Source organism: Clostridioides sp. ES-W-0016-02 (assembly GCF_020641035.1).
Classification (GTDB): Bacteria; Bacillota; Clostridia; order Peptostreptococcales; family Peptostreptococcaceae; genus Clostridioides.
The window spans coordinates 3,908,802-3,922,360 of the sequence record NZ_CP061361.1; the positions used below are offsets into that span (position 1 = coordinate 3,908,802).

Genomic DNA, 13,559 nt, shown 5'->3' on the forward strand with positions numbered 1-13,559 from the left:
ATCTTTCTTAAAGTATCCCTGCCATTTTCATAAGCTGTTTTGCATTTGTAGTCTTACATCTTCCATCTTTTATGGCATAGTCAAAATAGATTTTATCATCAACATAGTACTCTGAAAAATGGTAGTTTACAATCTCTACATCTCCACCACTTGAAAGGTCACATAACTCAAAATCATGTGTTGTAACCATACTTATAATCCATGGCTTTGATAGTTTCTTTACTGCCTCACTTGCTCCAATAATTCTATCAGCAGAGTTAGTTCCTTTAAAAATCTCATCAACTAAAACTAACATCGGTAATTCTTTTATACTATATTGAATCATTGATTTTATTCTGAGAATTTCAGCATAAAAAGTTGATATACCTTGGCTTACATCATCTTGTATTCTCATAGATGTAAATATATACATACATGTGGCATCAAAATTTTTAGCACATACTGGAGCACCTGCATACGCCAATACTAAATTTACACCAATACTTCTTAAAAATGTCGTCTTACCTGACATATTTGAACCTGTAATGATACAGGTTTGAGAATTTAATTTTATTGAATTTGCTACAACACTTTTCTCTGCTATTAATGGATGGTATACTTCTTCAACTTCTAACTTTGGAATACTTTCGCTTTTTATTATTGGAAAACATGTATTTTCTTTTACTTGACCAATAATAGTTAAACTTATCAAAGCTTCAAACTCTCCAATAGATTCAAGCCATCCTCTAATTTGATTTCCATATACACTTTTCCATCTTTCTAGAGATTCTGCACAGTGATAATTCCACATAAGAACACCACAAGCAAGTATATAAACTATTTGATTATATCTTAAGTTTACTGCATTACCTATTGAGTTCAGCTGTTTAATACCTTTTGAAACACCATTACCTTTAGAAAGTTTTGCTTGTAATTCTTTTAAATATGGGCTTTCAAATGTCTCTTTCTCTAAAACTTCAAACATCTTTTCATATACTTGTATACTTCTACTAAATGAGAATAATGGGGATAAAGTCTGCATAAGCTTTGTATTCCCAAACCCACCAAATCCTAGCTGAAGTACAAAAAGTAAAAAAACAGGTAGCATAGGCAAAAACCCTAATATAAAAAATATAAAAGATAGTATTGTTGCAGTAGGCAAACCCCAAGTAAAAACATGCATCCACTTAGGTATATATACTTTTTTATCTTCTCCATACTCTATAAATGACTCTATACTTCCATCAGAGTTGGTTTTTTGTTCCTTACCAATTATATTACTCAAGGTCTGAATATGGATAGAAAAATCCTGTTTTGATAATAGCTCTTTTACTGCTGTTTGTCTTTCTAGGATTATATTATCGTTTGGATTTTCATTCCATAAGGACTTAGCTAAAGACTTCTTTCCATAGGATGTATTAGCTATACAAATATACTGATATAGTGATGCTCTTCCAAATAAGTCTAAATCTTTTGCTTGTGAATTTTCTTCTTGTATATATTCTTTTCCATCTATTTTGAATTCTTTCCACTCATCACCAAATCTCTTAACATACTTATCCAGCACTTCACACTTACTCTTAAAATACGATTCTTCCTCTTTTATTTTATTATGAATAACTAAAAGTGAAATAAATAGAATCAATGCTACAATTCCAACAAAAATACCTACTATATTTTTATTGTAAAATCCAATAGCAAATCCCGCTATCAATATTAAAAAAGATATTAATCTAGCTGTACTTATATTATTTGATTTTTTATTTAAGAGCAGTTCTTTTTCAGTAGTACTTTCTAAAAGCTTACTAAAATAGTTCATTCCCATAAAGACTCCAACTTCCTTATCATATAATAAATTTAAATATAGTATTAAATTTAAACTAATAACCTTAAAAGCTAATTTAAACTCCAATTATATAATATATATTTTATAACTATTCTATACAATTTTATTTTATATGCACTCTCTATTACTTAGTATCAATAAGTTTTGATAGTTTCTTAGTAAATTCTTGAGCTGCATCATACCCCATTCCTCTTTGTCTAAAGTTCATTGCTGCTACTTCTAGTATCATAGCAGTATTTCTTCCAGGCTTTACAGGAACAACTAACTTCTCTACATTAACACCAAGTATTTCTTCATATTCTTTATCTAATCCAAGCCTATCATAATACTTATTTTCATCCCAAGCTTCTAAATGTACTACTAAATCTATCATTTTAGAATTTTTGATAGCTCCTACACCATATAGACTTCTGACGTCTATTATACCTATTCCTCTTATCTCTAGGAAATGTCTTATTAATTCAGGAGACTGACCCATCAACATACTTTCATCTAATTTTCTTATTTCTACAGCATCATCTGCAACTAATCTATTACCTCTCTGAATTAGTTCTAATGCTGTTTCTGACTTTCCTATACTACTCTCTCCCTTTATCAAAACACCTATACCATAAATATCAACTAAAACTCCATGAATCGTTGTATGTGGTGCTAACTTATTATCTAAGTAGTTTGATAATCTATTTATAAGTCTAGTTGTGTTTCTGTTTGTACTTAAAAGTATTCTCTTATACTTTTTAGCCTTTTCAATCACATCTGGTTTTATTTCTAAATCTCTAGAAATTATTAAAGCTGGTATTTCATATGAGAAAAATCTATTTAGTACCTCTTCTCGAATTTCATTATCCATCAATCCAAAGAAATTATATTCTGTTTTTCCAACTATTTGTATTCTCTCATATGCAAAGTAATCAAAATATCCTGCAAATTGTAAACCTGGTCTATTTATATCTTGAGAGTATACATAATAATCTACATCATCAGGCATGTATACTACTTTAAGTTTTAAATCTTTTATTATTTCTCTTATTGATACTTTATTGCTAGTTTCCATCAATTTTCTTCCTTCCTAAAAAAATTATAAACATTCTCTGCAATGCTTTTATTCATTCCTTCTACTTCTAAAAGTTCTTCAAAAGTAGCTTCTTTTATGGCTTCTACATCTTTAAAATGACTCATCAGTGCTTTTTTTCTTTTTTCACCTATCCCTTGTATATCATCTAAGATAGATTTTGTCAAAGCTTTATTTCTTAGACTTCTATGATATGTTATTGCATAATTATGAACTTCTTCTTGTATACTAGCAATAAATCTATATAAACTAGTTGTCTTATCCAACTCGATTTCTTTTTCTTTACATATTAACCCTTTAGTCCTATGCTTATCGTCTTTGTACATTCCCCAAAGTGGTATGTCTACATCATTAAGTTCTAATACTTTTTTTACAGCGCTAACCTGTCCCTTTCCTCCATCCAACAATATAAGGTCAGGTAAATTTCCATGTTTCAATCTTCTATCTACAATTTCAGCCATGGAATCATAATCATTAGGTCCAATGACTGTTTTTATTTTATATCTTCTATACTCTTTTTTATCTTTTTTAGCATTTGTATAGACTACCATAGAGCCAATTGAATCTACTCCTTGTATATTTGATATATCAAAAGACTCTATTCTTATTGGCAATTTTTCTAAGTTTAACAATCGTTTTAATTCTTCTAATGCTCCAATACTTTTTTCATATTTCCTTTTGTTCATATCAGAAAATTTTTCAAGGTACTCTACTGCATTTTTTCTCACCATTTCAACTAGGCTTTTTTTCTCTCCTTTTTGTGGTACTCTTATTGTTACTTTTTGCCCTTTTTTAGACGATAGCCATTCTTCTAATATACAACTGTCTTCTATCTCATCTTCTATAATTAGTTCTTTAGGTATATATTCTTGCTCATTGTAAAATTGTTTTACAAATGAACTCAATATAGAAGCTCTTGGGCTATCCATTACCCCTTCTAGTATAAAGTGTTCTCTCCCAACAATCTTACCATTTCTAATAAAAAATACTTGTACACAAGCTTCATTATGAGCTCTTGCCATCGCAACTACATCCTGATTTAAATCGGTTACAGTAGCATCTATTTTTTGTTTTTGTATCATTTCTTCAAGACTCTTTATTTTATCTCTATATATAGCTGCTTCTTCAAATCTAAAATTCATAGAACTCTCATTCATCTTTTCTTTTAAGAGCTCCATCAACTTTTCTTCTTTCCCCGATAGACACATTATAATTTCTTCTATCATCTTTCCATATTCTTCTTTGGATACATTTCCTGTACAAGGTCCTAAGCACTTATTTATGTGTAAGTTTAAACAAGGTCTTGTTTTATTTTTTATCGCTTTTTCTATGTCAATTTTACAACTTCTTATTGGATAGGTACTGTTTATAAGGTCTAAAGTATCATTTACCGCAGTTATATTAGTATATGGTCCAAAATACTTTGCTTTATCTTTAAGAACCCTTCTAACCTTTAAAATCCTTGGATAATCTTCATTTGTAGTCACCTTAATATATGGGTAAGTTTTATCATCTCTAAGTAACACATTATACTTTGGTCTATATCTTTTTATTAAATTACATTCAAGTATTAATGCTTCCAACTCTGAATCTGTTATAATGTATTCAAATTTATATATATTCTTAACCATAGATTTTACTTTAGATGTATGGTTTTTTGAAGATTGAAAATACTGCCTTACTCTATTTTTTAGAGATATGGCTTTTCCCACATATATTATATGGTCGTATTTATCCTTCATTAAATATACACCAGGCTCAGAAGGTAATTTTTTTAAGTGGTCTTGTATATCAAACATATCGCCCTCCAAAACATTAAGTTTTATATTAAAATTATACCCTAAAATGTGAAAATTAAAAAGTTATTCAATTTCCAGCATTGTACACAAGTTAAAGTCCATATCATCTTCTATAATTGATTTAAAAGCAATCTCAAATACGAAGAACAATATGGACTTTATGTTTGGTAATTATCTACAATTTATTTTTAATTTACTTACTTCTAATATTTTCAACTTATTTTTATATATTTACAGTTAAAATTTTACACAGTTTATATAACCTAAGAGAAATATTTACTTAAGAATTGACCTGTATAAGACCCTTCAACTTTAGATACTTCTTCTGGTGTTCCAGTTGCAACTATAGTTCCACCTTTATCTCCACCCTCTGGGCCTAGGTCTATTACATAATCACAAGTCTTTATAACATCTAGATTATGTTCTATAACTATAATTGTATTTCCTGTATCTGCTAATCTTTGTAATACGTGAATTAACTTATCTACATCTGCCATATGAAGTCCTGTAGTAGGTTCATCTAATATATATAAAGTCTTTCCTGTTGGTCTTTTACTAAGTTCTGATGCTAATTTTATACGTTGTGCTTCTCCTCCAGACAATTGAGTTGAAGGCTGTCCTAATTTAATGTATGAAAGACCTACATCCATCAATGTATCCAGCTTTCTTTTTATGTTTGGTATATTTTCAAAAAACTCAACAGCTTCTTCTACATTCATATCTAGTATATCAGATATAGTTTTATCTTTGTATTTTACTTGTAATGTTTCCCTATTGTATCTTTCACCCTTACAAACCTCACAAGGAACATATACATCTGGTAGAAAGTGCATCTCTATTTTTATTATTCCATCACCTTTACAAGCTTCACATCTACCACCTTTTACATTAAAACTAAATCTTCCCTTTTTATATCCTCTTGCTTTAGCTTCATTAGTAGCAGCAAAAATATCCCTTATAAAATCAAATACCCCTGTATAAGTAGCTGGATTTGAACGAGGTGTTCTTCCAATTGGACTTTGGTCAATATTTATAACCTTATCTATATTTTCAATTCCTTTTATTTCTTTGTGCTTACCAGCTCTTTGTTTTAGTCTATTCACTTTACTTGCAACACCTTTATAAAGTATGTCATTTATTAGTGTACTTTTCCCAGAACCTGAAACACCTGTTATACATGTAAACTTACCTAATGGCAATTTTACATCAATATTTTTTAGGTTATTTTCTGATGCTTTGATTACTTCTATAAAACTTCCATTTCCTTCTCTAGTAGTCTCAGGAACTAATATTTGTTTTTTTCCACTTAAGTACTGACCTGTTATTGAGTTTTCATTTTCTATTATTTCATCTAAAGTTCCTTGTGCAACTATCTCACCACCATGTATACCTGCACCAGGTCCAATGTCTATAACATAATCAGCTTCTCTCATTGTATCTTCATCATGTTCTACGACAATTAAAGTATTTCCTAAATCTGTTAGATGTCTAAGAGTTCCTATAAGTCTGTCATTATCTCTTTGATGAAGACCTATACTTGGCTCATCAAGCACATATAACACTCCAACTAATGCTGAACCGATTTGAGTTGCTAATCTTATACGTTGCGCTTCTCCTCCTGAAAGTGTTCCAGCTTTTCTTGATAAATTCAAATAATCAAGACCAACATCTCTTAAAAACTTAGCTCTTCCCTTTATCTCTTTTATAATCTCATGAGCTATAAATCTTTGCTTTTCTGTAAGAGTTACATTTTCCATAAAATCTATCAATTCGTTAACAGATAAGTTTGTTACTTCCATTATATTTTTTCCATCAACTAAAACAGATAAAACCTCTTTTTTAAGTCTCAATCCCTTACATTTTGGACAAGGTCTTTCTGCCATATATTCTTCAATTTTGTCTCTCATATACTCTGAGTTAGTTTCTTTGTATCTTCTCTCTAAGTTTACTACTACTCCTTCAAAATATGATTTATAATTTCTAGTTCCTCCAAATTTTGATTCATAAACAAACTCTACCATTATATTATCCTTACCATAAAGTAACTCTTGAACAAAATCTTCTGGTAAATCTTTAAATGGAGTTGTCAAAGATACCTTAAAATGCTCAGCTAAACTTTTTATCATTTTGCTATAATAAGTATCGTCGTTGACACCTGTTGAACCCCAAGCAGCCACTGCACCTTGTTTTATTGATAAATCTTTATTTGGTACAACTAGTTCTGGGTCAACTTCTTTACTTTCCCCAAGACCATTACAAACATCACAAGCTCCAAAAGGAGCATTAAATGAAAACATTCTTGGAGATAATTCTTCTATCCCAATTCCATGTTCTGGACATGCAAATTTAGTTGAGAAAAGAATCTCTTCTCCATCTATTATTTGAGCTATTACAAGACCATCTGATAGTTTAACCGCAGTTTCAATTGAATCTGCAAGTCTAGATTCTATTCCATCTTTGACTACTATTCTATCCACTACTACTTCTATACTGTGTTTTTGGTTTTTAGTTAAAACAATATCATCACTTACTTCATAGTTTTCCCCATCAACTCTAACTCTTACAAATCCTTCTTTTTTAATATTATCTAAGACCTTTTTATGTGTACCTTTTTGACCTCTAACAATTGGCGAAAGTATTTGCAACTTAGTTCTATCTGGAAAATCTAGCATTTTATCAACTATTTCTTGAATAGTCATTTGACTTATTTTTTCACCACATGTAGGACAATATACATCGCCTACTCTTGCAAATAACAATCTCAAATAGTCATATATTTCTGTTACTGTTCCAACTGTAGAACGTGGATTCTTTGAAGTAGTCTTCTGATCTATTGAAATAGCTGGTGATAGACCTTCAATATATTCTACATTTGGCTTTTCCATTTGCCCTAAAAACTGTCTAGCATAAGCAGACAAACTCTCTACATATCTTCTTTGGCCTTCTGCATATATCGTATCAAATGCCAAAGATGACTTTCCAGAACCAGACAATCCTGTAAAAACTATAAACTTATCTCTTGGTAACTCTAAATCTACATTTTTTAAATTATGCTCTTTTGCTCCTCTTATTATAATTTTATCTTCCATAACCTTGTTTTTACCTTTCTATTTTTCCAATTTTTCTTCCAACTGTTTTACCTTATCTCTTAATTCTGCCGCTCTCTCAAATTGTAAGTTTTGAGCAGCTTCCATCATCTCTGATTTTAATTTTTCTATATTATCTTTTATCTCTTCTTTATCATCTGTATCAGTTATTCCATAGACAACTTCTTCCTCTGCAACCTTAGTTGCTTCTATACTATCTCTTACACTTTTTTGTATAGTCTTAGGAGTTATGTTGTGTTCTTCATTATATAAATTCTGTATAGCTCTTCTTCTTTTTGTCTCATCAATAGCATTTTGCATTGAATCAGTTATCCTATCAGCATACATAATAACTCTTCCATTTTCATTTCTAGCTGCACGTCCAATAGTTTGTATTAATGCTGTTTCGGAACGTAAGAAACCTTCTTTGTCTGCATCTAAAATTGCTATAAGTGAAACTTCTGGTATATCTAGACCTTCTCTAAGTAAATTTATTCCTACAAGTACATCAAATTTTCCCAGTCTTAAGTCTCTTATTATCTCTGTTCTTTCTAATGTAACTATATCTGAATGTAGATATTTAACTTTTATTCCTATTTCTTTAAGGTAATTAGTTAAATCTTCACTCATTTTTTTAGTTAAAGTGGTTATAAGCACTCTTTCATTTTTTTCTATTGTTTTAGTTATTTCCCCTACTAAATTATCTATCTGATTATTTATAGGTCTTACTTCTACAATTGGGTCTAAAAGACCTGTTGGTCTTATTATCTGTTCAGCTATAGTCTCAGAATGTTGAATTTCATAAGGACCTGGTGTAGCACTTACAAACAATATTTGATTTATGTTTCCTTCAAATTCTTGAAAATTTAACGGTCTATTATCAAGTGCAGAAGGTAATCTAAATCCATTTTCTATAAGAGATGTTTTTCTTGATCTATCTCCTGCGTACATTCCTCTTACTTGCGGAATAGTAACATGTGCCTCATCTACAATTATCAAATAATCATCTGGAAAGAAATCCATTAATGTATATGGTCTTTCTCCTTCGTCTCTTCCAGTAATATGCCTTGAGTAGTTTTCTATCCCCTGACAAAACCCTATCTCCTTTAACATTTCTATGTCATACTTCGTTCTTTGCTCAATCCGTTGTGCTTCTAAAAGCCTATCATTTTCTTTAAAAGTCTCAATTTGTTGTTGAAGTTCATCTTCAATTTGAACAATTGCATTTTCAATTCTTTCTGGTGTTGTTACATAGTGAGATGCGGGGAAGATAACAACATGATTTCTTGTCCCAACAATCTTTCCTGTTACATAATCAATTTCTGTTATTCTATCTATTTCATCACCAAAGAACTCTATTCTTATTGCTTTTTCATCATTGCTAGCTGGAAATATTTCTAATATATCTCCTCTAACTCTAAAAGTCCCTCTTGTAAAATTTATATCATTTCTTTCATATTGTATCTCTATTAACCTTTTTATTACATCATCTCTATCCTTCTGCATACCAGGTCTTATAGATAACATAAGTTCTTTATAATCTTTTGGGTCCCCCAAACCATATATACAAGATACTGAAGATATTATTATAGTATCTCTTCTTTCTAAAATAGATGCTGTAGCAGAATGTCGAAGTTTATCTATTTCGTCATTTATACTTGCATCTTTTTCTATATAAGTGTCACTGTGAGCTACATATGCCTCTGGTTGATAGTAATCATAGTAACTTACAAAATATTCAACTGCATTGTCTGGGAAAAATTCTTTAAACTCACTATAAAGTTGTGCTGCTAGTGTTTTATTATGAGCCATTATTAGGGTAGGTTTTTTAACTTGTTGTATTATATTTGCCATTGTGAATGTTTTTCCTGAACCTGTTACACCTAACAATGTCGAAAATTTTTCATTTCTATTTATAGAATCCACTATTGATTTAATAGCTTCTGGTTGGTCACCTGTTGGTTTGAAGTCTGACTTTATTTTAAAATCCATAGTATCACTCCTTCTTTTCGAACATTAGTTCCTAACATGTATTATTATATCATACCTTTCTAGAATTGTTTCAGTTATTTTAAATATTTTACCCATTTAAATTTTACTTAAATCTAAAATATAAAAAAAGACTTCTATCTTTATAATAGAAGTCTATAAGTAATGGAAAATAAATACTTTATCCAGTTTATATAATGAAATCAAATGCTTCTTTTTCAACTCCGTCTAGCTTCAAATCGAATAGTCTTAATATAGTTGCTGCATGAGCTCTTAAGTCGCCTTCTTCCTCTACTACGCCTGTTTTTATTTTAGGTCCAAAAGCTATAAACGGAGGTCTATTCCCCTTAGTAGGTAAATGACCATGTGTAGCAACAGCAAACTTGTAATCTTTTATATCAGAATCCTTTATAATATTTCCTTCTAAATCATTTCCAAATGAAATTCCTTCAATTCCTTCAATTACCATTTCAAAGTCGCCTTCAAGTCCAAGATTGGATGCTTCTTCTCTGGTAAATATATTCTCTATAAATAATTCTTCTTTAAACTCTTCAAGCAATACTCTCAACTCTTCTAATCTATTTTGGTTATTTACTATTATCTGTGCTGATATACCTGACGAATTTACATAGGCATCAAAATTCTTAACTACTCCATTTTCTACTGTTATAAATCCATGTGATTTAAGTAAAACATTTGGATTTACAACTTTATCAACTCTAAGATGACCATGGTCTCCAAGTATTATAAAATTTGTATCTTCATATGTACCTGCATCCTTTGTAGCTTGAATTATATCTCCTAACCATTTATCATTCATTTTCAAGGCTTCATTTACTTTTTCATTAAACAAACCATGGTTATGTCGTGTATGGTCCAAAGTTGCTAGATGTATTAACATTAAATCTGGATTATATTCTTTTATTACATCTATAGCACAATTTACTCCAAACAAATCCATATTAGGCTCTAATTTCCAATCAATATAGTGACAATGTCTATCATAAATACTATCCATTATAACCTTACTTGAACTTTTTTCAAAAATTTCTCTTGGGTCATCTTCTCTATTAGGAGCCCATATCTCTGCAATATTATAATCTATATTTGGATTTGCACCCATTACAGGCCATAAGATACTAGAAGTAGTCAGATTATTGTCCTTTGCTACATCTATAATTGTCTTTACTTTTATATCTTTTGAATACCAATACCAATCTTTATTTTCTTTATTGGGGTCAAATTTTTCATTATGATATATTCCATGTTTTTTAGGATATACTCCTGTAACCATACTTGTATGACAAGGATATGTTAAAGTTGGATATACACAATTTATATTTTTCACCATAGAACAATTTTCTAAGATAGATTTAAAATTTGGTAGATTCTTTACAAATTCTAAATCTTTTTCAAATAAAGAATCTACTGATAATACTATAACTTTTGTCATTTACATTACCTCTTCATTCATATATTATTGGATACATTCAATCAATCTATAATCTATATATGTTACAGGTGATATTTCATCAACATTTCATACCTGTCTATAATTATTTATTAGTCTTGTCTATTACTGCTTGCATTGCAGAAGTTCCTTTGCTTACTGCATCTTTTGGCGCCACATTTAAATCAGTAAGACCTTTTTTAATTTCATCCATTAACTTATCAGTTGCTTCTTTATATCCATTTAACATTGGAAGGGCAACAGCATATTGTAATTGGTCAGTTGCAACTTTATATTGTGGCTTTTCTTTATACAATGTTTGTAATTTTTCTGATTTAGTTGCATCTTCAGTTGTTGGCAGATATCCTGTTGATGAACTAAATTGAACTATTTTATCTGTTTGAGTCATCCATTCCATAAATTCTGCACTTGCATCTTTTTCTTTGTCTGTTCCACCTTCAAGCATAACTAAGTTTGCTCCCCCTGTAGGCGTTGCATATTTTTGATTTTTTGGTAAAAATGCTGTTGATATTTCAAACTTACCGTCTGTTTGTTGCATAAGACCTGCTAAATCTGCTGTTGATGTAAATATCATACCAACTTTACCATTTACAAAATCTTGCTTTGCTACATCCCAAGCATTATAATCTTCACCAGGTGGCATTTTCATTATTCCAGATTTCATCATATCTTGCCAGAATTTAACTGGTGCTTGACCTGCTTCATTATTGAATGCTACTTTTTTTCCATCAGTTATTTCTCCTCCACTTTGCATTACCATAGCTTCATAGAACCAAATATCTATTGGAGTTTCAAATCCATACGTATCTTCTGATTTGTTTGTCATTTTACTAGCATATGTTTTAAGTTCTTCCCATGACTTTGGTCCTGAAGGGTCAAGGCCTGCTTTAACTGCCATATCCTTATTTATGTATAGTATTGGTGTACTTCTATTAAATGGCATACCAACAAACTTATTTTCATAATATGAATTTGTTAGAAGACCAGAAAAAAATCTTTCTTGGTATGCCTTATCAAAGTATTTACTCATATCTACTAAAGCTCCTGCTGATGCAAATGTACCTGTTTGAGTTATTTCTAATAATGTTACATCTGGTTGGTCTTTAGAAGTTAATGCAGCTTGTAATTTTGTTGCATTTTCATAGTAATCTTTTTGTTTTAGCATATTTACTTGTATGTCTTTATGTTCACTATTAAACTGGTCAACCATTTTTTGTGCAGTTTCACCATTAGTTCCACCCAAAGGTGCCCAGAAATCTATCTTTGTAATATTGCTATCTGTCTTTTCTCCTTTAGATGTATTTGAGTCATTAGAATTTGAACACCCAACTAAAGAACCTAATAATAATGTTATTGCTAATCCTGTTGCTAATTTTCTTTTAAGCTTCATTTCCATCCTCCAAATTTAGTTTTTGACTTTTTATTTTATTCCTGAATACATAAAAGCTTCTTTTACTTTTTTATTTGCAAATATATAAACAAGAATTATTGGTAAAATTAAAATTATATTTCCTGCCATTATTACATTCCATGCAGTAATTCCTTCTGAAGATTTAAGAAGAGCTACTCCGATTGGTAAAGTCCTTATTGCATCTGTATTTGTCATTACTAAAGGCCAGAAATAGTTATTCCAATGATATATAAAATTAAATAATATAAATGTTATTACTGCTGGTTTTGCCATAGGAACCATTATTTTAAACATTATTTTTAAGTCCGAAGTATTGTCTAATTTAGCTGCTTCAATAATCTCATCTGATATCTGCATAAAATTTTGTCTAAGCAGAAATATACCAAATGAAGATGTCATAAATGGAATTATAAGTGGCACATATGTATTTATAAATCCAAATTTACTCATCATCATATATACAGGTAAAAAAGTTACTTGTGGAGGAATCATAAGTCCTATGAGTAATAGTCCAAACAATACCTTCTCACCTCTAAATTTAATCTTAGAAAATGCATAAGCTGCAGGAACCATCACTAAAAACTGTACGATTAAAATACTACCTGTCACAAAGATACTATTTAATAAATATCTAAAAAATGGTCCTGAATTCCATGCTGTAGTATAATTTCCTAGTACTATATCGTTTGGTATTATTGTAGGTGGTAGTTGCATCATTTCTTGTGGGTTTTTAAAAGATGTTGACAGCATCCATATAAAAGGGAATATAAATATTGCAGATAAAAGTAGTAGAATTAATACTTCTATTGATTTTGATACTATTTTCTTTATATCAGCTTTATCTTTTTTAATAGGTCTTATAATGTCCATTTTGTCCTCCTTTTTAACACGCCTTATAATATATAT

The 13,559-nt window shown here is 30.1% G+C and carries 8 protein-coding genes; all 8 read right to left on the reverse strand.

Annotated elements, in window-relative coordinates; translation table 11 throughout:
- Positions 1-7: 7 nt before the first annotated feature.
- The 8 genes from IC758_RS18085 to IC758_RS18120 all read right to left on the reverse strand — a co-directional run bounded on the left by IC758_RS18085 (position 8) and on the right by IC758_RS18120 (position 13,523).
- Positions 8-1,804: a MutS-related protein gene (locus IC758_RS18085; protein ID WP_227836315.1), complete on the reverse strand. Its 1,797-nt coding sequence runs from the start codon at positions 1,802-1,804 to the stop codon at positions 8-10.
- Between the two features lie 145 nt (positions 1,805-1,949).
- On the reverse strand, positions 1,950-2,879 hold the full coding sequence (gene hprK / locus IC758_RS18090) for an HPr(Ser) kinase/phosphatase (RefSeq protein WP_227435572.1): 930 nt from the start codon (positions 2,877-2,879) through the stop codon (positions 1,950-1,952).
- The gene (gene uvrC / locus IC758_RS18095) at positions 2,879-4,696 is read right to left on the reverse strand and encodes an excinuclease ABC subunit UvrC (protein WP_227435569.1); all 1,818 of its coding nucleotides are present in this window, start codon (positions 4,694-4,696) and stop codon (positions 2,879-2,881) included. The genes hprK and uvrC overlap by 1 nt, the downstream gene beginning before the upstream one ends.
- Positions 4,697-4,959: 263 nt before the next feature.
- Positions 4,960-7,785: an excinuclease ABC subunit UvrA gene (uvrA, locus tag IC758_RS18100; protein WP_227435565.1), complete on the reverse strand. Its 2,826-nt coding sequence runs from the start codon at positions 7,783-7,785 to the stop codon at positions 4,960-4,962.
- An 18-nt stretch (positions 7,786-7,803) separates the two neighbouring features.
- Positions 7,804-9,774 (reverse strand): excinuclease ABC subunit UvrB, encoded by a 1,971-nt coding sequence (gene uvrB, locus IC758_RS18105; RefSeq protein WP_227481805.1) that lies wholly within the window; start codon positions 9,772-9,774, stop codon positions 7,804-7,806.
- 187 nt (positions 9,775-9,961) lie between these two features.
- Positions 9,962-11,224 (reverse strand): alkaline phosphatase family protein, encoded by a 1,263-nt coding sequence (locus tag IC758_RS18110; protein WP_227435553.1) that lies wholly within the window; start codon positions 11,222-11,224, stop codon positions 9,962-9,964.
- 103 nt (positions 11,225-11,327) lie between these two features.
- Positions 11,328-12,632 (reverse strand): ABC transporter substrate-binding protein, encoded by a 1,305-nt coding sequence (locus tag IC758_RS18115; RefSeq protein ID WP_227481803.1) that lies wholly within the window; start codon positions 12,630-12,632, stop codon positions 11,328-11,330.
- 30 nt (positions 12,633-12,662) lie between these two features.
- Positions 12,663-13,523 (reverse strand): carbohydrate ABC transporter permease, encoded by an 861-nt coding sequence (locus tag IC758_RS18120; RefSeq protein WP_227831770.1) that lies wholly within the window; start codon positions 13,521-13,523, stop codon positions 12,663-12,665.
- Positions 13,524-13,559: the final 36 nt, after the last annotated feature.

Coding starts and splice junctions, on each gene's coding strand:
- IC758_RS18115 (WP_227481803.1), bottom strand. CDS start 12,632: ATGAAGCTTAAAAGAAAATTAGCAACAGGATTAGCAATAACATTATTA.
- IC758_RS18110 (WP_227435553.1), bottom strand. CDS start 11,224: ATGACAAAAGTTATAGTATTATCAGTAGATTCTTTATTTGAAAAAGAT.
- IC758_RS18120 (WP_227831770.1), bottom strand. CDS start 13,523: ATGGACATTATAAGACCTATTAAAAAAGATAAAGCTGATATAAAGAAA.
- hprK (WP_227435572.1), bottom strand. CDS start 2,879: ATGGAAACTAGCAATAAAGTATCAATAAGAGAAATAATAAAAGATTTA.
- uvrC (WP_227435569.1), bottom strand. CDS start 4,696: ATGTTTGATATACAAGACCACTTAAAAAAATTACCTTCTGAGCCTGGT.
- uvrB (WP_227481805.1), bottom strand. CDS start 9,774: ATGGATTTTAAAATAAAGTCAGACTTCAAACCAACAGGTGACCAACCA.
- uvrA (WP_227435565.1), bottom strand. CDS start 7,785: ATGGAAGATAAAATTATAATAAGAGGAGCAAAAGAGCATAATTTAAAA.
- IC758_RS18085 (WP_227836315.1), bottom strand. CDS start 1,804: ATGGGAATGAACTATTTTAGTAAGCTTTTAGAAAGTACTACTGAAAAA.